Genomic DNA, 21,952 nt, shown 5'->3' on the forward strand with positions numbered 1-21,952 from the left:
GCCCACCGCCCGTCGGTCACGGCCGGTCAGTCACGGGGCTGCAGGTCCTGCGGGCGCACGAGGTACATGTCCGGCGAGGCGCCGACGATGCCGTCACCACCCGACTTGCCGCGTCGGACCTGCTCGCGCACCAGGTCGCCGCGTCCGATGCCGATCAGGGCGACGTCGTGCAGCGATGCCGTGCCCGGTTTGAGGTAGTCGTTGTGGCCCACGGGGCGGCGGAACACGTCACCTGCCGACAGCGCGTCGGCGCCACCGGCCAGGTCGAGCACGGTCGACCCGAACGACGCCCCGCCCGGGTCGGTGCCGAAGTACCCGGAGCCCGCGATGGGGTCGCTGTGCGCACCGCCGACGAACACCTGCCCGGTGGCGACGGCGAGGTCGTCCGCCGTCCGGACGTCGCTGCCCGGCGATCCGAGCACGGTCAGGGTGTCGGCGGTCATCCGGCCGGACGCCAGGGCCGTCATCGCCGTGGTCGACCCGTACGAGTGCGCGACGATGTTCACGCGCGGTTGGTCGCCCGCCCGGATCACGCGAAGCCCTGCGACGGTCCGTTCGAGCCGCTCGGCCCCGGTCCGTGCGAGCCCGAGCGACAGGATGTTGGACAGGTCCGGCGTGCGGTACCCCATCCACGCGACGACGGCGGCTCCCGACCCGTTGCCCGTGGCGGCGAGCGGCGCCAGGGTGGCCTGCTCACGGGACAGGTCGTTGGCGGTGTTCGTGAAGTCGGTCATCTGCCCGGTGACCGTGAAGAACATGCCCGGCACCACGACGGTGACGTCGGCCGCGGTGTCGAGGTCGCCGATGCTGATCGCCGCACGGCCCGACCCCCGGGTGTCGAGCGCCACCAGGAAGCGCCGCGGGTCGCCGGGTTGCTGCACCAGGGAGTCCCGGACCTGCCCGAGCATCGCGGCCCGGGCTGCTCCGAGGTCGGCGTCGGCGAGGCCGGACGTCAGCGTCGCGCGGTTGGCCTGGTCACGGACCGCGTACGGCACGCCCTCGAGGTTCCCGACCAGGGCGGGCGCATGCACGAGGAGTCGGTCCTGCTCGTCGGCGGGCAGGTGCGACCACCACTGCGCGACGGTCTGCGCGGGCGGCGGGTCGTCCTGCACCGTCGCCACGACGCCACGGTCGGTGGCCGCGCTCCGCAGGTCGGCGGCACCGAGCGCACCGAGGTCCTCGACGAAGGCGCGTCCGTGTGCGGCGGCGAGGTCGTCCACCCGCACCGCTGTCGTGGACGACGCCCCTGCCGCCACCGGCGTCGCCACGGGAGCCGACACGGATGCCGACGCCGACGCCGACGAGAGCACGTCGTCGACCGGGACGATGCGGGTCGTGGTGGTGCTGGCGACCGTGACTTGGTGCGCCGGGGGCATGCCTGGGGCCTCGATCACTCCGAGCGAGTGCACCGAGGCGGTGAGCAGAGCCGCAGCGATGAGCAGCATTCGGGTCTCCCCCGGGAAGGCCGTCCCGACGTCCCCCTGCAGACGACGGGTGATGCTCGGTCGAGTCTATGGAGATGTCCGCGGATCATCCATGCGCGATGCAACTTGTCCCCCGAACTGGGCGCGTTCGGCGGCGCGCCGCGCTCAGCGGATGCGACCGGGCGTGCTGTGCGCCCGGTCGGTCCTCAGTCCTCAGTCCTCGGTCGTGGGCGCTTCCGGTTCGGCGAGCGCCGCGGGCCCCTCGGTCACGAGCAGGTGGAACTGCTCGGCGTCGATGATCCGGACGCCCAGCTGCTCGGCCTTCGTCAGCTTCGAACCGGCACCCGGACCGGCCGCCACGAAGTCGGTCTTCTTGCTCACGCTCGAGGCCGCCTTGCCACCGGCGGTGATGATCGCCTCCTGTGCACCTTCGCGCGTGTAGCCCTCGAGCGACCCGGTGGCGACGACGGTGACGCCGCTCAGCACGCCGCCCTCGACGTCGGCGCTGCCCGGGCCGGGGTGGCCCGGGGTGGTGAACTGCACGCCGGCCGTGGTCCAGCGGTCGATGATCTCGCGGTGCCAGTCGACGTCGAACCAGGCGAGCAGGGCGTCGGCGATGATCCCGCCGACCCCGTCGACGGCGGCGAGGTCCTCGCGCGATGCCGACCGGATCGCGTCGAGGGACCCGAAGTGGTTCGCCAGGGCCCGGGCGGCGACGGGTCCGACGTGGCGGATGCTCAGGCCGACCAGGATCCGCCACAGCGGCTTCGTCTTCGCGGCGTCGATGTTCGCGAGCATCTCGAACGCGTTCTTCGACGGGTAGCGGCTCGGCTCACCGGTGTAGTCGGCGCCGCGTGCCTCGGGGTCGAACGGCGGGTCGGTCTTCTTGCGCGCCCGGCTGAACGGTGTGACGCGCTTCGGGGTGCCGTCGTCGTCGACCTTCTCCATGCCGGTCTCGGCGTCGCGGACGATGACCTCGATCGGGACGATGTCCTGCATCGTCAGGTCGAACAGTCCGGCCTCGGTGACGAGCGGCGGGGTCTCCGGGCGGAGGGGCTGCGTGAGCGCCGCGGCAGCGACCTCGCCGAGGCCCTCGATGTCGAGCGACCCGCGCGAGGCGATGTGCTCGACCCGACCGCGCACCTGCGCCGGGCAGCTCTTCGCGTTCGGGCAGCGCAGGTCGATGTCGCCTTCCTTCGCGGGGGCGAGCTCGGTGCCGCACTCGGGGCAGTTCGTCGGCATCACGAACTCGCGCTCGGAGCCGTCACGGAGCTCGACCACCGGGCCGAGCACCTCGGGGATGACGTCGCCGGCCTTCCGCAGCACCACCGTGTCCCCGATCAGCACGCCCTTCGCCTTGACGACCTGCTGGTTGTGCAGCGTGGCCTGGCGGACGACGGACCCGGCGACCTCGGCCGGGGCCATCACCGCGAACGGGGTGGCACGGCCGGTGCGGCCGACGCTGACCACGATGTCGGTGAGCGTCGTGTGCACTTCTTCCGGCGGGTACTTGTACGCGATCGCCCACCGCGGCGCCCGCGAGGTCGACCCGAGTTCCTCGTGCAGGGCGAGGTCGTCGACCTTCACGACGACGCCGTCGATCTGGTGCTCGACCGACGAACGGCGCTCCCCCGTGGTCCGGACGAAGCCGTTGACCTCGTCGATGGTGTCGAACACCCGGTAGTGGCTGCTCGTCGGGAGCCCCCAGGTCTGCAGCAGCTCGTACACCTCGGACTGGCTGCGGACGTCGGTCCCCTGCTCGAGTTCACGGACGGGCCACGCGCCGATGCCGTGCACGAGCATCCGCAGACGCCGCAGCCGGTCGACCATCAGTGCCCGCTTCGCCTCGGACTTGCCCTCTTCCTTCTGGCGGAGGGACCCGGCGGCAGCGTTGCGCGGGTTGGCGAACACGCGCTCCCCCGCCTCGCGCTGGTTGGCGTTGAGCTCGTCGAACTCGGCGACCGGGAAGAAGATCTCGCCCCGGACCTCGACCAGGGGCGGGTGACCGGTGCCGGACAGGCGGTCCGGGATCGTGCCCATCGTGCGGACGTTGCCGGTGACGTCCTCGCCGACCACGCCGTCACCGCGGGTGGCGGCCGAGACGAGCCGACCGTGCTCGTACCGCAGGTTGATGGCCAGGCCGTCGATCTTCAGCTCGGTCAGGAACCGCACCCGCTCGGCACCGGCGTCCCGCTGCACCTTGAGGGCCCACTCGGTCAGCTCGTCGGGGCTGAAGACGTTGTCGAGCGAGAGCATGCGCTCGGCGTGCTCGACCGGCGCGAACTGCGTCGTCTGCGCCTGCCCACCCACGGTCTGCGTCGGGCTGTCGGGCGTCAGGAGTTCCGGGAACCGCCGTTCGATCGCGTCGAGGCGGTGCACCAGGGCGTCGTAGTCGGCGTCCGACAGGGGCGAGGCGTTGCCCTCGTAGTAGTCGTGGCGCAGCTCGGTGACGCGGGCGCGCAACCGGTCGACCTCGCGCGCGGCCTGGGCGGCATCGAGCCCGTCGGGGTCGATGGTCTCGAACGTCGCGTCGGTCTCGCTCATGGCATCAGTTCTACCGTGCACCACCGACGCGGCGTGCAGCGAGCGTGTGCCCCGGGGGCGGCGGGGTCAGGCGTCGACGGGGACGGCGCTGACCGTGGTGTCGATCGTGCACTGGCCGAGCACCCGCGTGCCGACGTAGACCACAGCCGTCTGGCCGGGAGCGACCCCGTGCAGCGGCTCGTCGACGTCGATCACGAGCACGTCGTCCTGCACGCGGGCCGTCGCGGGCACCGGGTCGGCGTGCGCGCGGATCTGCACGTCGCAGGCGAACGGCGTCGCGGGGTCGGCCGGGGCAGTGCCCGCCCAGGTGAACCGAGAGCCGGACATCGAGGTGACGGCGAGGGCTTCCTTCGGGCCGACGACGACGGTGTTGTCCTTCGGGCGGATCTCGAGCACGAACCGGGGCTTGCCGTCCGGTGCCGGGCGACCGAGGGCCAGGCCGCGGCGCTGTCCGACGGTGTAGCCGGTGGCGCCCTCGTGCGAGCCGACGACCGTGCCGTCACGCTCGACGACCTCGCCGGGGGCGGTGCCGACGCGGTCCGCCAGCCAGCCGCGGGTGTCGCCGTCCGGGATGAAGCAGATGTCGTAGGAGTCCGGCTTCTGGGCGACCGTCAGCCCGCGCTCGGCGGCCTCGGCCCGGACCTCGTCCTTCGACGGCGTCGCGCCGAGCGGGAACATCGCGTGCTGCAGCTGCTCGGCGGTCAGGACCCCGAGCACGTACGACTGGTCCTTCGCCCACGCGGCCGACCGGTGCAGCTCGCGGGAGCCGTCCGGACCGGTGACGATCGAGGCGTAGTGCCCGGTCGCGACGGCGTCGAAGCCCAGGGCCAGTGCCTTCTCGAGCAGCGCCGCGAACTTGATCCGCTCGTTGCAGCGCATGCAGGGGTTCGGGGTGCGGCCGGCCTGGTACTCGGCCACGAAGTCGTCGACGACGTCCTCCTTGAACCGGGCCGAGAAGTCCCACACGTAGTACGGGATCCCGAGCGCCGACGCGGCGCGCTGGGCGTCCATCGAGTCCTCGATGGTGCAGCACCCGCGGCTGCCGGTGCGCAGGGTGCCGGGCATCCGGCTCAGGGCCAGGTGCACACCCACCACGTCGTGGCCGGCGTCGACCGCCCGGGCTGCGGCCACCGCCGAGTCGACACCACCGCTCATCGCCGCAAGAACACGCATGCGTCCAGGGTAACCCGCCGACGAAGCGGTACCGCTGGCGTACCGTTGGTCGGGCGATGGCCACGACGGGGAACGACTCATTCGACTTCCGGTCCGTCCTGCTGTCCGGGTTCCTGCCCGCTGCGCTCTTCGCGATCGGTGAGGGCGCGATCATCCCGATCATCCCGATCGCGGCCGACTCGCTCGGTGCCAGCCTGGCGTTCGCGGGCTTCGTCGCCTCGCTCATCCTGGTCGGGGAGCTCATCGGCGACGTGCCGTCCGGCATCGTCGTCGCCCGCATCGGCGAGCGGAACGCCATGGTCGGCGCCGCGCTCGTGTCCGTGGTCGGGCTCATCGTCGCCACGACGGCCGCGAACGCCTGGGTCCTGGCACTCGGGGTGTTCCTGGTCGGCGTCTCCACCGCGGTGTTCGCCCTCGCCCGGCACGCCTACATGACCACCGCGATCCCCCTGCGGATCCGGGCCCGGGCACTGTCGAGCCTGGGCGGCGTCTTCCGCTTCGGCTACTTCGTCGGCCCGTTCATCGCCGCCGGCGTCATCCACCTGACCGGCACCACCAGCAGCGCCTTCTGGATCCACGTCGTCTGCTGTCTGGCGGCGGCGACCGTGCTCCTGGTGCTGCGCGACCCCGCGACGGGCACACGCGGTCTGCGGTTGCCGCCACGGGCCTCCCGGCTGTCGGCCGACCACGCGACGGACGCGAGCGACCACGCGACCGAACCACCCGCCGACACCGGGGCGCAGTTCGTCCAGCAGGAGGCGCAGGGGCTCTTCCGCACCATCCGCGCGAACGGGGCGGTCCTGCTGCGGCTCGGCAGCGGCGCCGGCCTGATCGGTGCGATGCGCGCCGGGCGGCAGGTGATCCTGCCGCTCTGGGCGGTGAGCGTCGGCCTCGACGACTCGACCGCGGCACTCGTGATCGGCATCGCCGGAGCCGTCGACTTCGCGCTGTTCTACACGAGCGGGCAGATCATGGACCGGTGGGGACGCCTCGCGAGCGCCCTGCCCTGCATGCTCGGCCTGAGCATCAGCTACTTCCTGCTCGCCTGGAGCGGCCACCTGGACGCACGGGTCGGCTGGTTCGTCGCGATCGCGATGGGCATGTCCCTGGCCAACGGGGTCGGCTCCGGCATCCTCATGACGCTCGGCGCGGACCTCGCACCGCGCGACGCCCCGGCACCGTTCCTGGGGGCGTGGCGGTTCACCGGCGACTTCGGGTCGGCGGCCGCACCGCTCCTCATCTCCGGCGTGACCGCCGTCGCGTCCATCGCCGTCGCGAGCGGGGTGATGGGCGTGCTCGGCCTGGTCGGTGCGGGCATCCTGCTCCGGTACGTGCCCCGGTACCTGCCGCGTCCGCTGCGCTGACGCGCTGCCGTTCCGTACTCGGTGGCACTCGGCCCACCCCGCACCACGTACGGTTCCTCGCACCGGGTCACGGAGTGCGCACGGTGCGTCCCACGGCCTGGAGGCCCGGCGCACGTCCGCCCTGCACCCCGCGCTCGGTAGACTGCCGCTGCTCGCGGGAGTGGTGGAATCGGTAGACACGCAGGATTTAGGTTCCTGTGCCCCAGGCGTGAGGGTTCGAGTCCCTCCTTCCGCACCGAGTCCGTCCTGGCGCACCGTTGCGGTCATCCGCACGCCTCGTGCAGGTCAACCCTGCGAGGGATGGCCCGGTCACTTCCGGGCGGTACCCTCATCCCGCGGGAGTCCTCCCCGTGACTCCCGCTCCACGACCGGAAGAACCATGCACTCCGTCGCACTCGCCCTGATCCCGTGGCTCGATCCGCAGTACATCCTCGACCACTTCGGGGCCATCGCCGTGCTCGTGGTCTGCGCGATCGTGTTCGCCGAGACCGGTCTGCTCATCGGCTTCATCTTCCCGGGCGACAGCCTGCTGGTCATCACCGGCCTGTTCGCCTTCGACCGCGGTGGCGAGATCGGCGGCATCCCGATCTGGGTCGCGGCGCTGATGATCGGCGCCGCCGCGTTCCTCGGCGGCGAGCTCGGGTACTACATCGGCAAGAAGGCCGGGCCACCCATCTTCGAGCGGAAGGACAGCGGGCTCTTCTCGAAGGCGAACGTCGAGCGCACCAACGCGTTCTTCCACCGCTTCGGCCCCCTGGCCGTGATCCTGGCGCGCTTCGTGCCGGTCGTCCGCACCTTCGCCCCGATCGCCGCGGGCGTCGGCCGGATGGACTACAAGAAGTACTCGCTCTACAACGCGATCGGCGCCGTGGTCTGGGGCGTCGGCGTGACGTTCCTCGGGTACTTCATCGGGCACATCCCGTTCGTGGCGCACATCGTCCGCGAGTACATCGACATCATCCTGCTCGCCGCGGTCGTCGTGACCGTCGTGCCGATGGCGCTGACGTACCTGCGCAACGCCCGCAAGGCGAAGCACACGAACGAGGCCGAGGCCACCACGGCCCCGACCGTCGACCCGACGCTCTAGCCGCAGCACCGGCGCACAACCAAAGTCGCCCCGGACCACGTGATCACGTGGTTCGGGGCGACTTCGGTTGTGCGGGACGAAGAGAGCGCCGGCGCTCAGACGCCGAAGTGCTCCCGCACGATCGGTGCGATCCCGCGGAACGCCTTGCTGCGGTGCGACAGGGCGTTCTTCTCGTCGCGGGTGAGCTCCGCCGACGAGCGGTCGGCGTCGTCCGGCCGGAACACCGGGTCGTAGCCGTGCCCGCCGTCACCGACGGGCTCGGTCAGCACCTCCCCGTTCCAGACCGCCTCGACGACGTGCTCCTGACCGTCGGGCGTCACAAAGGCGGCAGCGCACACGAACGCGGCGGTCCGCTCGACGACGCCCTGCAGGTTCGTGAGCAGCAGCGCGATGTTGTCGGCGTCCGAGCGGGTACCGGCGTAGCGGGCCGAGTGGATGCCCGGTGCACCACCGAGGGCGTCGACGGCGATCCCGGAGTCGTCGGCGAGCGCCGGCAACCCGGTGTGCGCGACGGCGGCACGCGCCTTGATCAGGGCGTTCGCGGCGTAGCTGTCGCCGTCCTCGACCGGCTCGGGGCCGTCGTAGCCGACGAGTTCGACACCCTCGCCCAGCGCCGACCCGAGGATCTCGCGCAGTTCGACGACCTTGCCCTGGTTGTGGGTGGCCAGCACCACCTCGCGGGACGTCACGCCAGACCCAGGACCGAACGCTGGATCGCCGCGAGCGACTGGTTGCCGGCCAGGCCGAGGTCGAGCAGGACGTTCAGCTCGTCACGGTCGAACGGCGCGTGCTCGGCGGTGCCCTGCACCTCGATGAACTTGCCCGACCCCGTCGTGACGATGTTCATGTCGGTGTCGGCGGCGGAGTCCTCGGTGTAGGCCAGGTCGAGCATCGGCTCCCCCTTGACGATGCCGACCGAGATCGCCTGCACGCTGTCGGTGAGCGGGGTGGCCTTCTTCGCGATGAAGCCCTTGGCGCGGCCCCACTCGATGGCGTCGGCCATCGCCACGTACGCGCCCGTGATCGACGCCGTGCGGGTGCCGCCGTCGGCCTGCAGCACGTCGCAGTCGATGACCAGGGTGTTCTCACCCAGGGCCTTCGTGTCGACGACCGCGCGGAGCGAACGACCGATCAGGCGGGAGATCTCGTGGGTGCGGCCGCCGACCTTGCCCTTGATGGACTCGCGCTGCATGCGCTCGTTCGTCGACCGCGGCAGCATCGAGTACTCGGCGGTGACCCAGCCGGTGCCCTTGCCGGCGAGCCAGCGGGGCACGCCGTTGGTGAAGGACGCGGTGCAGAGCACCTTGGTGTTGCCGAAGGAGATGAGCGCGCTGCCCTCGGCTTGCGTGCTCCACCCCCGCTCGATGGTGACGGGACGGTGGTCGGTGGCGGTACGGCCGTCGACGCGGAGGTTGTCGGTCATGGGGTCCTTTCGGTGCGGGGCAGCGTGATGGCCCCCGTCTGGAGGTGGCCGACGCTCGAGACCTCGGGACCGAGGAAGCGCCGGGCGAGCCGGATGAAGCCGTTCTTGTCGTCGCCGGTCGCCTCGAACGAGTAGGTCGGGGCGGTGGTCGCGGTGCGCTCGAGCCCGTGCTCCACGAGCCGGCGGTAGACGTCGTTCGCGGTCTCCTCGGCGCTGGAGACGAGCGTGACCTCCGGACCCATGACGAACTGGATCGCGGCGGACATGAGCGGGTAGTGGGTGCAGCCGAGCACGAGGGTGTCGACGTCGGCGGCACGGATCGGGTCGAGGTAGCCGGCCGCGATCTCGCGCAGCGACGGCGAGGAGGTGTCCCCGGCCTCGACGAACTCGACGAACCGGGGGCAGGCGGCGGTGGTCAGCGTGACGTCGGCGGCGACCGCGAAGGCGTCCTCGTAGGCACGCGACGCGATGGTGCCGACGGTGCCGATCACCCCGACGCGACCGGTGCGGGTCTGCTTGACGGCTGCGCGGGCCGCGGGCTGGATGACCTCGACCACGGGGATGCCGTACGCCTGCTCGTACCGTTCGCGGGCGTCGCGGAGCACGGCGGACGAGGCGGTGTTGCACGCGATCACCAGGGCCTTCACACCCTGCTCGACCAGGTCGTCCATGACCTCGAGCGCGTAGCGGCGGACGTCGGCGATGGGCTTCGGGCCGTAGGGCGAGTGCACGGTGTCACCGACGTACCGGATGCTCTCGCGCGGGAGCTGGTCGATGATGGCGCGGGCCACGGTGAGGCCGCCGACCCCGCTGTCGAAGACTCCGATCGGTGCATCCGTCACGGCACCAGCGTACCGACGCAGGCCGACCAGCACCGACGCGGCCACGCGCGCCACGCGCGCCGGGCGGCCGAGGTGATCCGGGCCTCCCGAGGGTCACGTCACTAGTGTCGGAGACGTGACCAGCGCGCTCCTCACCGACCAGTACGAGCTCACCATGGTGGACGCCGCCCTGAAGGACGGCACCGCCGACCGCCGATGCGTCTTCGAGGTGTTCGCCCGGCGGCTGCCGGACGGCCGCCGCTACGGCGTCGCGGCCGGGCTCGGACGCTTCCTCACCGCCCTCGGGGACTTCCGCTTCGGCGACGAGGAGATCGGGTTCCTGCGCGACCGCGGCGTCATCGACGCCGGCACCGCCACGTGGCTCGCCGACTACCGGTTCAGCGGCGACGTCCGCGCGTACCGGGAGGGCGAGGTCTACTTCCCGAACTCCCCCATCCTGCAGATCGAGGGCACCTTCGCCGAGGCCGTCGTGCTCGAGACCCTCGCCCTGAGCATCTTCAACGCGGACTCCGCGATCGCTTCGGCCGCCGCCCGGATGGTGTCCGCCGCCGACGGCCGACCACTCGCCGAGATGGGCTCCCGCCGCACCGGCGAGTGGAACGCCGTCGCTGCCGCCCGTGCCGCGTACATCGCCGGCTTCGGCGCGACGAGCAACCTCGAGGCCGGGCGCACCTGGGGCATCCCCACGATGGGCACCGCCGCGCACGCCTTCACGCTGCTGCACGATTCCGAGGAGCAGGCGTTCCGGTCGCAGCTCGGCGCGCTCGGCAACGGCACGACCCTGCTCGTCGACACCTACGACATCGAGGCCGCGGTCGAGACGGCCGTCCGGCTCACCGACGGCAAGCTCGGCGGCGTCCGGATCGACAGCGGCGACCTGCCGTCCGTCGTCGCCGCCGTGCGGGCGCAGCTCGACCGCCTCGGCGCGACGGGCACGAAGATCACGGTGACGAACGACCTCGACGAGTACACGATCGCGGCGCTCCGAGCCGCCCCGGTCGACTCGTACGGCGTCGGCACCTCGGTCGTCTCCGGCTCCGGGCACCCGGCCGCCGGCATGGTGTTCAAGCTCGTCGCGCACCGGGACACGGACGGCGGCGACTGGGTCCCCGTCGCCAAGAAGTCGGCCGACAAGGCGTCGATCGGCGGCCGGAAGGAAGCGGGCCGACGACTCCGCAACGGCGTCGCCACCGCCGAGATCGTGCTCACCGGTGCGCAGGTCGGCCCGGACGAGCGGCCACTGCTGGTCCCCGTGGTCACCGGCGGCGAGGTCGACCCGGCGTTCCTCGGCACGCAGGGCGTCGAGGCCGCACGCGCGCACCACAAGCGCGCGAAGGCGGAGCTGCCCGCAGACGCGTCGCGCATCGGGCGCGGCGACCCCGCCATCCCCACCCTGGTGATCTAGGGCGCACGCACGCGCGCGTGGCGCGCGCGTCACGCGACGCCGCTTCGTGAGCAGCAATGGTCGGGTCTGCGTGAGGGACGCGACCATTGCTGCTCACGAAGCGACCGACGGACGGACGGGAGGCCCGTGGCGGCGTCGCCACGGGCCTCCCGTCCGTCTGCTGGTCGCGGCTACTCGGCCTTCATCTTCTCGTAGATGGCCTTGCAGTCCGGGCAGACCGGGAACTTCTCCGGGTCGCGACCCGGGATCCACTTCTTGCCGCACAGGGCCTTGACCGGCTTGCCGGACAGGGCCGACTGCAGGATCTTGTCCTTCTTGACGTAGTGCGAGAACCGCTCGTGGTCACCGGGTTCGATCGCTTCGTCTTCGAGGAGCTTCTCGAGCTCCCGGTCCATCACGTCGAGGCCGCCGCCTGGTTCCGTCATGCTCATGGGTCCAGGGTACGACGGTCCGCCCTCGGGCGCGCCGCTCGTCCGCGCTGGGCGATCGTCGCGCGGAGTCGCTCGGTGCTCGATGCGCTGCGCCGCTCGTTGCGCTGCGCCGCTCGTTGCGCTGCGCCGCTAGTTGCGCTGTGCCGCGGCGAGCAGGTCGGGTCCGCGGCGGTCGAACAGGCGTCCGCCGGCGGAGACACCGATCACGAGCACGACGGCACCGACCCCGATGCCCACCAGGAGCGTCAGCACCGACCAGGGCTCCGGACCCTGCACGACGGCCAGCACCGCGAGGCAGGCTGCGGGGACCGTGCAGAGCACGATGCCGATCACCATGGACGCCTGCGCGACCGTGGCGGTGACGCCGGCGGCCTGGGGCTGCTGGAACGGGTGGTCGCCCGGGCGCACCGTCGGGTAGGGCATGAGCACGGACAGGACGCTCGACAACCCGAGCCCGGACAGCAGCGCGCTCGCACTCACGCCGATGAGCAGCGGGAACGCCGCCCAGTCTCCGAACAGCCGGGCGGACAGTGCGGCCCCGGCGACGATCGCGGGCGCCCCCACGACCAGCACGGGCACGACACGGCCGAGCCGGTCGCTCCACCCGGGCGCACCCGAGGCGACGTGCAGCCACACGGCGGTGTTGTCGTACGAGACGTCGTTGTGCGGCAGGAACCCGGCGATCAGGGCCATCAGCGGCAGCGGCACGAGGGCGGTCCACTGCCACGGCACCCCGGCGACACCGAGCGGGATGACGACGATCGGCACGAGCAGGATGATCAGGTACGACGTGCGGTACCGCGGGTCGCGAACCCAGTAGGTGAGCGCCCGGGCGGCGACGGCCGACACCGGGGCCGAACCGAACCGGTCGAACCAGCCCAGGCCCTGGTAGCGGCGGGTGCGGGCGCGGTCGTCGACGGTCTCGAGCGCACGGCCGACGAGTGCCCACCACGCCCAGGCGAGGAGCGCGACGACGACGACCGCGACGAGGAGCTTCAGGACACCGTGCCCGACGTGGCCGCTCGCGACCTCGGCGGGCACGGCCCACGCGGCACCCCACGGGGTCCACCCGGCGACGTCCGCGACGCGCTGCATCTCGGCGCCCTGCGGGTCGAGCCAGTCGACGCGCAGCAGCAGCGCCACCGTCGGGATCGAGAGCGCGATGATGACCAGGGCCACCAGCCACCCGGCGTCGCGGGAGCGGTCCGGCCCGATCAGCCGGGAGCCGACGGTGCAGCAGACCCGAATGAGGAGCGCGCACGTGGCGACGCCGAGCAGCCCGCCGAGCACCGCGAGCAGCCCGAGACCGGGGTCGCGAGCCCAGGCGACGACCTGGCCGACCGCGACGACGACCACACCGATCACCGGGATGCCGACGAGGCCGGCGACGACGAGTCCGATCGCCAGGCGACGGCGCTCGATGCCGAACACCGCGAAGCGCCGCGGGTGGAGCTGGTCGCTCCGGCCGACGACGAGCGGCACGACCGTGAACCCGAAGGTGATCAGGGTGCCGACGGGCACGATGACGGCACGTGCGACGTCCGGGTCGGCGTCACCGAGGGCGATGGTCTGCGACGCGACGAACACGGCGGCGAGGAGCCCGGCGAGGCTCCCGAGCACGACGGCGACGGACCGGCGGGCGGTGCCGCGGACCTCGCCCGCGAGCAGGTCCGCCCTCAGCCGGAGAAGCTGTGCAACCATTCCATGCTCTCCGCGACGACACGACCGCCGGCGAGTTCGACGAACTTGTCCTCGAGGCTCTTGCGCCCGCGGACCTGGGCCATGGTGCCGGACGCCAGGACCTTGCCGCCGACGATGATGGCGACCGAGTCGCAGGTGCGCTGCACGAGCTCCATCGAGTGGCTGGACAGCACGACCGTGCCGCCACCCCGGGTGTACCGGCGCAGGATTTCCGTGATCGTCGCCGCACTCACCGGGTCGACCGACTCGAACGGTTCGTCGAGCACGAGCACCCGCGGCGAGTGGATCAGGGTCGCGGCCAGGGCGATCTTCTTCGCCATGCCGACGGAGTAGTCGGCGACCTGGCGGCCGAGCGCCTCGCCCAGCCCGAAGGCCTCGGCGAGGTCGGCACTGCGCTTCCGGGCGGTGGCACCGTCGAGCCCACGGAGCGTGGCCGAGTAGTAGAGGAGCTGCGCACCGGTCAGCCGGTCGAACAGGCGGAGCCGGTCCGGCAGCACACCGAGACTGCGCTTCGCCGCCGTCGGGTCGGCCCAGACGTCGTGGTCGAGCACCGTCACCGAGCCGGCGTCGGGGCGCAGCAGTCCGGTGATCATGGAGAGGGTCGTCGTCTTGCCGGCGCCGTTCGGGCCGACCACGCCGAAGATGGAGCCCTGCCGGATCTCGAGGTCGACCTCGTCGACGGCCAGGGTCTGCCCGTACCGCTTGACCAGGCCGCTCGCTGCGAGCACGACGGGCTGGAGCGTCTGCGGCTGCTTCGGGGCGGCGGTGCGGGGCGCACGCTTCTTCGCCGCGGGCGCGGCGGTGCTCGCCCGGTCCGCGACGTCCGTCGCGTCGTCCGCGTCGGTCGGGACGGGAGGCGCGGCGTCGGTCCGCGGGGCGGCCTTCGTCGGGCGCTTGGTGCGTCCCTTGCCGTTGCGCGCCTTCGCGGGGCGGGGCGCTGCGGCCGTCGCGTCGTCGGTGCGGTTGTCCGTCGTCGTGTCGTCGGTGCGGGTCTCGGTCGTCGCGTCGGTGCCGGTCGTCGCGTCGTCCGGGTGGGTCGCCGTCGTCGCGTCGGTGCGGACGGCCGTCCCGTCGGTCATCGCGTCATCAGTGGCGGCGTCGTCCGCATCAGTGTCCCCCGTGTCGTCGTCGGCTGCGTCGTCCTCAGCAGCCGCGGCGGTGTCCGCGTCGTCGGCGTCCCCCGCCTCGGTCATCCAGGCAGCGTCGGCCGTGGCGTACACGTCCTCGTTCTCTGCTCGCGCTGGCATCGACCCACCGTACCAACGCTCTCCGACCGTCGGGAACCGTCGCGGCCAGGGTCACGAATTGAGTACGAAGCACGCAGACCCGTACCCCGCGAGGGGGTGTTTCCGTATCATTCACCAGGGCACGAAGGAGTGTTCACCACTTGGAAACCTGCTCCAGCAGGCGATCCCGGCAGCCTCCTCGCTGCGACGACCACGTCGACGCGACCGGTTCTCGGGCAACTCGGACGTTGGAAGCGCAGACTCGACGAGGCCCGCCCGTACCCCAGGGTGCGCGGGCGGACACCAGAAGGGACCAGCATGACCACGCAGATCGTGATCCTCGCAGCGGGGATGGGCAGCCGTCTCGGCCGCAGCCTGCCGAAGCCGCTCACGGAGCTCAGTGACGGCCGCACCATCATGCAGCAGCAGTTCGACAACATCCGCGCCGCGTTCGGTTCGAGCGCCCGCGTGACGATCGTCGTCGGCTACAAGTCGGAGCACATCGTCGAGGCGTTCCCCGAAGCGAACTTCGTCTACAACGAGTCCTACGACTCCACCAACACCTCGAAGAGCCTGCTGCGTGCCCTCAAGGCGACCGGCAAGAGCGGTGTCCTCTGGATGAACGGCGACGTGGTCTTCGACCCGATGGCGCTCGTCCGTGCGGCCGACATGATCGACGAGGGCCGTTCCTTCGTCAGCGTCAACACCGACAAGGTCTCCGACGAAGAGGTCAAGTACACCGTCGACGCCGAGGGCTTCATCCACAAGCTCTCCAAGCAGGTTGTCGGGGGTCTCGGCGAAGCCGTCGGCATCAACTACGTCTCCGCCGCCGACAAGCAGGCCCTCATCCGCCAGCTCGGGCGCGTCGACGACCAGGAGTACTTCGAGGGCGGCATCGAGGCTGCCATCGCCGAGGACGGGCTACGCTGGACGCCGATCGACATCTCCGACCTGTACGCGGTCGAGATCGACTTCGCCGAGGACCTCGAGCGCGCGAACAACCTGTTCGCCTGAACCACCGTCAGGACCCCCTCGGCGGTTCCGCCCGGAGGGAAACCGTGACCACAGCGAGTGCGCCGACCGCGCCCGTGGCTCCCGCACCCGCGAAGGCCCGGAGCGCCGGTCGGCGCTATCGTCAGGCCCTGTGGTTGCTGACCGTCCGCGACCTTCGGGTCCGCTACTCGACGTCGGCGCTCGGCTACGTGTGGTCGATCCTCGACCCGCTCGTGATGTCGGGGATCTACTGGTTCGTCTTCACGCAGGTCTTCCACCGCGGCTCGGTCGGTGAAGATCCGTACATCGTGTTCCTGCTGTCCGCGCTGCTGCCGTGGATGTGGTTCACCGGCGGCGTCTCGGACTCCACCCGGGCGTTCATCAAGGAATCGAAGCTCATCCGCTCGACCACCATCCCCCGCACCATCTGGGTGGCACGGATCATCGCGTCGAAGGGCATCGAGTTCCTGCTGAGCCTGCCGGTCCTGGCGGCCTTCGCGATCGCGACGGGTGCCCACCTGCACTGGCAGGTCGTGTTCTTCCCGCTGGCGATCGTGCTGCAGTGCGCGCTGGTCTACGGCCTGGGCCTCATCGTCGCCCCGCTGGTGGTCTTCTTCCGTGACCTCGAGCGCGCCACCAAGCTCGTGCTGCGGTTCCTGTTCTACGCGTCCCCGATCATCTACGGCACGCACGCGCTGCCCTCAGCCCTGCGCGACATCGCCGCGATCAACCCGCTCACCGGCATCTTCGGCATGTACCGCGCGGCGTTCTTCCCCGGCCAGCTCGACTGGCTCGAGGTCGGCGCCTCGGTGGTCGTGACCGGCATCGTCCTGGTGATCGGGTTCGCGGTGTTCCGCCGCAGCGAGCACCGCGTGCTGAAGGAGCTGTGATGACCGCGACCGACCAGACCAGTCGCACCGAGACCGTCGCACCGGTCATCTCGGTGCGCGACGCCGGCATCTGCTTCAAGCGCAACCGTCGCGCGAGCCGGAACTTCAAGGACCTGTTCGCCGGACGCGGGCGCCGCAAGCGTGCCGATGAGTTCTGGGCGCTCCGCAACGTGTCGTTCGACGTCCGCCCGGGCGAGGCGATCGGCGTCGTGGGGCGGAACGGCCAGGGCAAGTCGACCCTGCTGAAGCTCGTGGCGCAGGTCATGCTGCCCGACGAGGGCCGCGTCGACGTGGGTGCCGGCGTCGCCCCGCTCATCGAGATCACCGGTGGCTTCGTCGGGGACCTCACGGTGCGCGACAACGTGTACCTGACGGCGGGTCTGCACGGCATGTCGCGGGCCGAGATCCGCGACGCCTTCGACGAGATCATCGACTTCGCCGAGATCGCCGACTTCGTGGACACCCCCTACAAGCACCTGTCGAGCGGCATGAAGGTCCGCATCGCGTTCGCGGTGATCTCGCGGCTCGACGAACCGGTCATCCTGGTCGACGAAGTGTTGGCGGTGGGCGACAAGGCTTTCCGCGAGAAGTGCTACAAGCGGATCGAGCAGCTCCTGGCCGGCGGCCGGACGCTGTTCTTCGTCTCCCACAGCGACAAGGACCTCCGTCGTTTCTGCGACCGGGGGCTCTACCTCGACAAGGGTCGTCTGCAGCTCGACGGCACCATCGAGGCCGCGCTGGCCCGGTACGCGGCCGACTACGGCTCCTGACCGGCCGGGGTACTCCCCCTGCACCAACACCGGTATCGCTGGCTCCCTCCACAGCCCCGGCCCTCGTGAGCGCCCCCGGGGTCCCGCCGTCGGACCCTCCCCCTAACGTTCCACCCATGCACCACCCACCAACCGCGTACGCCGTCCCGTTCGCCGTCGACCGATCGCACGCACCGCGTCGGTACGACCTCGTCAACACCGGCCCCGAGCCGGTCGACGGGCTCTCCCTCACCCATCTGGGCAACGGCTACTGCCCGCCGCTCGCGGTGCGCCGCCTCGACCCGGGCAGGTCGTTGTCGCTGGCGGTGTTCGGCGCCGACCCCGAGGACACGGGGGTCGTCATCGTGCGGTGGCGTCGGCCCGACCGGTCCGAGTACCTCTGGCGGATGTCACTCGTCGGGCCGGGGCTCCAGCCGTGACCCTGCGCCGACCTGCGCCACGGAGCAACCGGGGTGACGACCGGCCGTCAGCGCCCGTCGCGTTCGGCCGCGACGGTCCGCCACCGCTCGAGCAACCACTCCACTGCCTCGTGGAACCGCTCGGTGGCGGCACCCGGGGTCGTGTCGCCGAAGTACCGTGCGACCCAGTGCTGCAGGCGTGCAAGCTCCTCGGCGTCGCTCGCGGCCGCGTCGACCCGGGCGAGCACCGACGGGGCGTCCGCCGCGGTCAGCCAGTTCGCGTCGCTCAGGTAGCCCCGCTCGTCGACGTCGGCCTCGGGCGAGACCGGCCGCGTGACGATGAGCGGCTTGCCGACCGCCAGCCGGTCGTAGATCATCGCGCTGATGTCCGTGATCGCGACGTCAGCGTCCGCCAGCTGCCAGCCGAGGTCACCGCCGTCGTCGTACAGGTGGTGCGCGGCGGGATCGGCGGCGTTGGCCGCGCTGATCGCCGCCACGATGCGCTCGTGCGCCGCGCGGTACGCCGGGTCGAGCACACCACTGCGCGGGTGCGGGCGGTAGACCAGCCGGTGGCGGGGCGACGCCAGCACCTGCTCGGCGATGACCGTGCCGTGCGACGCGATCGACCCGTACGCTGCGGCACCGCGGTCGCCCTCCCACGTCGGGGCGTAGAGCACGACGGTCCGGTCGTCGTCCGGGTACGGGGCCGCTCCGGCGAAGTGGTCGGCCTGCGGGCGTCCGATCGCGATGGTCCGGGCGTCCAGGTCGTAGTCCCACAGCGCCTCGGCCAGACGATCGCGCGCTGCGTCCCCCGCGATCAGGGCGTAGTCGTACGCCTTGAACTGGTTCGTGGTCATGTACATCTTGTCGCTCTCGCCGTGGTTGACGAAGACGTGCCACATCCGCCCGTACCGCATCATCTGGAAGTTGCGGGCGTTCTGGTTGACGTACAGCACCACCTTCGGCGCCTGGGTGTCGACGAAGTGCTCGAGGTCGACCACCTGCCGGGCGTAGACCGCGGGCACGGGCGACTCGTCGAGCAGGGTCAGCATGGTGCCCGGACTCCGCGAGACGATCGCCACCGGGTGCGTCTTCGCGAGTTCGGCCAGCGGCGCGTACCACTGGCGCACCTGGTACATGTTGACCGGACCGTCGGCGAAGTACACGGCGATCTCGACCGAACCGGGCGTCGGCTTCGGCGCGGATGGCAGTCGCTGCGCGAGCTGCCGCCGGCTCCGGCGCGACGTCAGGAGTCGCTCGACGAGCCGCAGTGCGGTCCGCAGGTCGCTGATGATCGACATGGTCCTTCTCCGGGTCTGCTCGGGCGGTACGGGGCGGGCGGGTCAGACGACCGGCGGCCGCCCTGCGATGGTCATCCGTGCGACTGTGAGCCAGCCCATCGGGCGGACCGGACCGCAGTCGGTCGTCCATCCTTCACGGATCCCACCGAACCAGGTGGCCAGTCGGCGGGGGTGACGCCACCAGCGCGCGATCTGGATCGCGGCCCACGACCCCACGTACAGCGGTCGCAGCACCGTCGGCAGGTTGCGCCGAGCGAGCCACACCCGGTTCCGGGCGTTCAACCGGTAGTACTCGGTGTGCCGCGCCGGGTCGATCGCGGGGTGGTGCGCGACGAGGTCCCCGGCGTACCAGGTCCGACGGCCGGCGTCCCAGACGCGCCAGGCGAGCTCGATGCCCTCGTGGGCGTAGAAGTACTCGGCACCCCAGCCGCCGACGGCCCGGTACACGTCCATCGGCAGCACGACGGCGCCTTCCCAGACCGAGAAGACCGGCGACGAGTGGTCCGGCTCGCCCTTCCGGATCCGCGGCACCCACCGGCGGGGGTTCGCGGCGCCCGTGGGGTCGACGACCCGCGGCTGCACGAGGCCGAGCGACGGATCGTGCTCGAGCACCGCGATCGCGTCGCGCAGGAACGTCGGCGACGGCACCGACGCATCGTCGTCGAGGAAGAACACGTAGTCGCCGTCGACGACCTCGGCCCCGGCGTTGCGCCCGGCCGGGATCCCGACGTTCTCGGGCAGGGCCAGCGCCCGAACGCCGTCCGGCAGCCCGGTCGGCGCCCAGCCGTTGCCGACGCAGACGACGTCGAGCTCGACGTCCTGCTGCGCGAGCACGCTGTCCAGCCCGCGGCGCAGGTCGTCCGGCCGGGTGCCCTGCGACAGGCTCACGACGGCGACGCGCGGTCGTCCGCGGTGCACCACCGCGTGGCGGCGCAGCGTTCCGGGCACGGTCGTGTCCTCGGTCACGCCTTGACCCGCTTCGAGGCGATGATCGCCAGGAAGTGCCCGACCGTCGCGAGCACGGCGAGCGGCAACAGCGCACCGACCAGGATCCGGCTGGCGAGCGGGTCGCCGATCACCAGGGCGAGCAGGGCGAAGACGAACGCGAGCATGCTCAGCTCGACCGAGTGGTACAGGCGGTGGAACGGCAGGAACTTCGCCAGACGGCGGAGCGAGGCGAGCTTCCGACCCGACGGCGCGGTGGAGGCGTCCCGTCGGTCGACGAGCTTGTCGAGCCCGGCGTTCGCGCGGGCCACGTGCACCATGTCGTTGAGGGCCTTGTTCAGCACGATGACCAGTCCGAGTGCGCAGCCGATCGTGGTCCACATCCAGTCGGCGTCGTGGATCGGCCAGGTGGCTGCCCGGATGCCGAGCGCGACCGGGATCAGGCCCTCGGTCGTGTAGTGCCCCACCTTGTCGAGGAACACCCCGGCGGGCGACTTGGTGCCGCGCCACCGGGCGACCTCGCCGTCGGAGCAGTCGACGAGCATCTGCAGCTGGCCGAGCACGAGCGCCAGCGCGGCGCCCCAGATGCCAGGGATGAGGAGGGCGGCAGCGACGCTCCAGCCCACCAGGATCATCAGGCCGGTGACCTGGTTCGCGCTGACACGGGTCTTCAGGAGCACCCAGGTCAGGTACGGCGAGACGTCGCGCAGGTACAGCGAGGCCGTCCAGTGCTCGGCGTTGGCGCGGGCACGGACCTCGTCCGGCTGGGCGACGGCCCGGAGCTCGGCGATCGAGGTCGGCCGTGCAGATCCGCGGCCGGTCGTGGGCTGGTCGGTCATTCGGTCACCGTCCCGTGTGGGTGGTCAGCTCGGACGTGCGGGTCAGGAACCCGATGATGAACCCGAGCCCCCAGCCCACGTGGATGCAGGGCAGCACGACGAGCAGCCAGAGGAGCGTCGGCAGCCCGGAGCGGCGCGCCACGGCGATCGACCCCAGGACGACGAAGAGCAGGTAGACGACGGGCACCACGAACCCGAGCAGCGCCCAGGCGAGCGGCGTACCGAGCACGGCGCCGACGACGCCGACGAGCCCGGCGACGATGCCCAGTGCCATCGCCGCCACCATGGCCGGCGGCACGAAGTAGCGCAGGCCGTTGTTCGCCGGGAACCGACGGGCGAGCTCGCCGCGCCACAGCCCGGTGGCGACGAACTGCCGCACCAGGCGCTTCAGGCTCGGCCGCGGGCGGTACGTGACGACGAGTTCGGGCGTGAACCAGACGGTCCCACCGGTCTGGCGCAGCCGCCGGTTGAGTTCCCAGTCCTGTCCGCGCTTGATGCCCTCGTCGAAGAGTCCGACGTCGAACAGCCGCTCGCGTCGGAACACGCCGAGGTAGGCGGTCTCGGCCGGGCCCGCGGTGCCGCCGACGTGGTGCGGGGTGCCACCGAGCCCGACACGGCTGCCGTAGGCCAGGGCGACGGCCCGCTCGAAGGGGGTCCGGCCCTCGGCGCGCATGATGCCGCCGACGTTGTCCGCACCGGACTCGAGGAGCGTGTGCACCGCGATGCGCGTGTAGTCGGTGGGCAGGACCGAGTGCGCGTCGACCCGGATGACGACGGGGTGCACGGAAGCACGGATCGCGACGTTCAGCCCGGCGGGCGTCGACCCGACGGGGTTGTCGATCGCGCGGATCCGGGGGTCGGCAGCGCTCATCTCGGCGACGAGCTCGTTCGTGCCGTCGATCGACGGCCCGAGCGCGAGGATGACCTCGAACGGGCCCGTGTAGTCCTGGTCGAGCAGGCTGCCGACGGCGGCCCGGACCTCGGTGACCTCGTTGAGCACGGGCATCACGTACGAGACGCCCGGCAGGGGCTGTCCGTCTGACTGCATGCGTACCTCGGGGTGCTGGCTGGCGGCACGGGACGCACCGGGGCGGTGCCGCCCCGCAGAGCGACCATGAGCCTATCAAGAGGCCGAACCGCCCACCTGCGTCGACGCGGGACGCGCCCCGTGACGGACTGGAGGCCCGGCGCACGTC

At 71.6% G+C, this 21,952-nt stretch carries 20 protein-coding genes and 1 tRNA gene; 8 read left to right on the forward strand and 13 right to left on the reverse strand.

The features are described 5' to 3' along the window. Positions 1-26 precede the first annotated feature (26 nt). From DEJ05_RS06075 to mnmA, 3 genes are all read right to left on the reverse strand, one after another. Positions 27-1,445, reverse strand: coding sequence for an alpha/beta hydrolase (locus DEJ05_RS06075; protein ID WP_111029529.1), 1,419 nt, complete (start codon positions 1,443-1,445; stop codon positions 27-29). 192 nt (positions 1,446-1,637) lie between these two features. Further along, on the reverse strand, positions 1,638-3,968 hold the full coding sequence (gene ligA, locus DEJ05_RS06080; protein ID WP_111029530.1) for an NAD-dependent DNA ligase LigA: 2,331 nt from the start codon (positions 3,966-3,968) through the stop codon (positions 1,638-1,640). A gap of 66 nt (positions 3,969-4,034) precedes the next feature. Next, positions 4,035-5,141, reverse strand: coding sequence for a tRNA 2-thiouridine(34) synthase MnmA (gene mnmA / locus DEJ05_RS06085; protein WP_031259645.1), 1,107 nt, complete (start codon positions 5,139-5,141; stop codon positions 4,035-4,037). Between the two features lie 56 nt (positions 5,142-5,197). Between mnmA and DEJ05_RS06090 the strand changes: the two genes are divergently transcribed. The 3 genes from DEJ05_RS06090 to DEJ05_RS06100 all read left to right on the forward strand — a co-directional run bounded on the left by DEJ05_RS06090 (position 5,198) and on the right by DEJ05_RS06100 (position 7,592). Continuing rightward, on the forward strand, positions 5,198-6,505 hold the full coding sequence (locus DEJ05_RS06090; protein WP_111110015.1) for an MFS transporter: 1,308 nt from the start codon (positions 5,198-5,200) through the stop codon (positions 6,503-6,505). A 154-nt stretch (positions 6,506-6,659) separates the two neighbouring features. Further along, positions 6,660-6,740, forward strand: a tRNA-Leu gene (locus DEJ05_RS06095). A gap of 144 nt (positions 6,741-6,884) precedes the next feature. Further along, positions 6,885-7,592, forward strand: a complete 708-nt coding sequence (locus DEJ05_RS06100) for a DedA family protein (protein WP_027464603.1) — start codon at positions 6,885-6,887, stop codon at positions 7,590-7,592. Between the two features lie 95 nt (positions 7,593-7,687). On the opposite strand, the gene rdgB is transcribed toward DEJ05_RS06100, so the two are convergent. Genes rdgB through murI form a run of 3 tightly spaced genes read right to left on the reverse strand, consistent with a single transcriptional unit; the run spans position 7,688 to position 9,857 of the window. Beyond that, the gene (gene rdgB / locus DEJ05_RS06105; protein WP_027464602.1) at positions 7,688-8,281 is read right to left on the reverse strand and encodes an RdgB/HAM1 family non-canonical purine NTP pyrophosphatase; all 594 of its coding nucleotides are present in this window, start codon (positions 8,279-8,281) and stop codon (positions 7,688-7,690) included. Next, entirely contained in the window at positions 8,278-9,015 is a 738-nt protein-coding gene (gene rph / locus DEJ05_RS06110; protein ID WP_027464601.1) for a ribonuclease PH, read from the reverse strand. Before rph ends, rdgB begins: the two co-directional genes overlap by 4 nt. Then, positions 9,012-9,857, reverse strand: coding sequence for a glutamate racemase (gene murI / locus DEJ05_RS06115; protein WP_111022679.1), 846 nt, complete (start codon positions 9,855-9,857; stop codon positions 9,012-9,014). Before murI ends, rph begins: the two co-directional genes overlap by 4 nt. Positions 9,858-9,972: 115 nt before the next feature. On the opposite strand from murI, the gene DEJ05_RS06120 reads away from it, so the two are divergent. After that, a complete protein-coding gene (locus tag DEJ05_RS06120) occupies positions 9,973-11,262 on the forward strand; it encodes a nicotinate phosphoribosyltransferase (RefSeq protein ID WP_111029532.1) in 1,290 nt (429 codons plus the stop codon). Between the two features lie 170 nt (positions 11,263-11,432). Here DEJ05_RS06120 and DEJ05_RS06125 read toward each other — a convergent pair whose 3' ends face one another. The 3 genes from DEJ05_RS06125 to DEJ05_RS06135 all read right to left on the reverse strand — a co-directional run bounded on the left by DEJ05_RS06125 (position 11,433) and on the right by DEJ05_RS06135 (position 14,641). Continuing rightward, positions 11,433-11,693: a DUF3039 domain-containing protein gene (locus DEJ05_RS06125; RefSeq protein ID WP_099051947.1), complete on the reverse strand. Its 261-nt coding sequence runs from the start codon at positions 11,691-11,693 to the stop codon at positions 11,433-11,435. Positions 11,694-11,822: 129 nt separating this feature from the next. Continuing rightward, on the reverse strand, positions 11,823-13,394 hold the full coding sequence (locus DEJ05_RS06130) for an ABC transporter permease (RefSeq protein ID WP_111110016.1): 1,572 nt from the start codon (positions 13,392-13,394) through the stop codon (positions 11,823-11,825). After that, complete coding sequence (locus DEJ05_RS06135; RefSeq protein ID WP_258376099.1) at positions 13,370-14,641, reverse strand: ABC transporter ATP-binding protein; 1,272 nt, start codon at positions 14,639-14,641, stop codon at positions 13,370-13,372. The genes DEJ05_RS06130 and DEJ05_RS06135 overlap by 25 nt, the downstream gene beginning before the upstream one ends. A 297-nt stretch (positions 14,642-14,938) precedes the next feature. Between DEJ05_RS06135 and DEJ05_RS06140 the strand changes: the two genes are divergently transcribed. The 4 genes from DEJ05_RS06140 (at position 14,939) to DEJ05_RS06155 (ending at position 17,692) form a co-directional block, all read left to right on the forward strand. Beyond that, positions 14,939-15,634 carry an NTP transferase domain-containing protein gene (locus DEJ05_RS06140; protein ID WP_017887019.1) on the forward strand — a complete coding sequence of 232 codons (696 nt, stop codon included), beginning with the start codon at positions 14,939-14,941 and terminating at the stop codon, positions 15,632-15,634. 44 nt (positions 15,635-15,678) lie between these two features. Further along, entirely contained in the window at positions 15,679-16,503 is an 825-nt protein-coding gene (locus DEJ05_RS06145) for an ABC transporter permease (RefSeq protein ID WP_084741093.1), read from the forward strand. Then, positions 16,503-17,273: an ABC transporter ATP-binding protein gene (locus DEJ05_RS06150; RefSeq protein WP_111029535.1), complete on the forward strand. Its 771-nt coding sequence runs from the start codon at positions 16,503-16,505 to the stop codon at positions 17,271-17,273. Before DEJ05_RS06145 ends, DEJ05_RS06150 begins: the two co-directional genes overlap by 1 nt. Before the next feature lie 116 nt (positions 17,274-17,389). After that, positions 17,390-17,692 carry a hypothetical protein gene (locus tag DEJ05_RS06155; RefSeq protein ID WP_071405447.1) on the forward strand — a complete coding sequence of 101 codons (303 nt, stop codon included), beginning with the start codon at positions 17,390-17,392 and terminating at the stop codon, positions 17,690-17,692. A 47-nt stretch (positions 17,693-17,739) separates the two neighbouring features. Here DEJ05_RS06155 and DEJ05_RS06160 read toward each other — a convergent pair whose 3' ends face one another. Genes DEJ05_RS06160 through DEJ05_RS06175 form a run of 4 tightly spaced genes read right to left on the reverse strand, consistent with a single transcriptional unit; the run spans position 17,740 to position 21,804 of the window. Beyond that, positions 17,740-18,972, reverse strand: a complete 1,233-nt coding sequence (locus DEJ05_RS06160) for a CDP-glycerol glycerophosphotransferase family protein (protein ID WP_111029536.1) — start codon at positions 18,970-18,972, stop codon at positions 17,740-17,742. A 42-nt stretch (positions 18,973-19,014) separates the two neighbouring features. Beyond that, positions 19,015-19,890 carry a glycosyltransferase family 2 protein gene (locus tag DEJ05_RS06165; RefSeq protein WP_111110054.1) on the reverse strand — a complete coding sequence of 292 codons (876 nt, stop codon included), beginning with the start codon at positions 19,888-19,890 and terminating at the stop codon, positions 19,015-19,017. 44 nt (positions 19,891-19,934) lie between these two features. Beyond that, entirely contained in the window at positions 19,935-20,756 is an 822-nt protein-coding gene (locus DEJ05_RS06170) for a CDP-alcohol phosphatidyltransferase family protein (RefSeq protein WP_110864465.1), read from the reverse strand. Between the two features lie 4 nt (positions 20,757-20,760). Further along, on the reverse strand, positions 20,761-21,804 hold the full coding sequence (locus tag DEJ05_RS06175) for a glycosyltransferase family 2 protein (RefSeq protein ID WP_111029537.1): 1,044 nt from the start codon (positions 21,802-21,804) through the stop codon (positions 20,761-20,763). Between the last annotated feature and the right edge of the window lie 148 nt (positions 21,805-21,952).

Origin of the sequence: Curtobacterium sp. MCLR17_045, assembly GCF_003234405.1 — a bacterium.
GTDB classification, from domain to species: Bacteria; Actinomycetota; Actinomycetes; order Actinomycetales; family Microbacteriaceae; genus Curtobacterium; species Curtobacterium flaccumfaciens.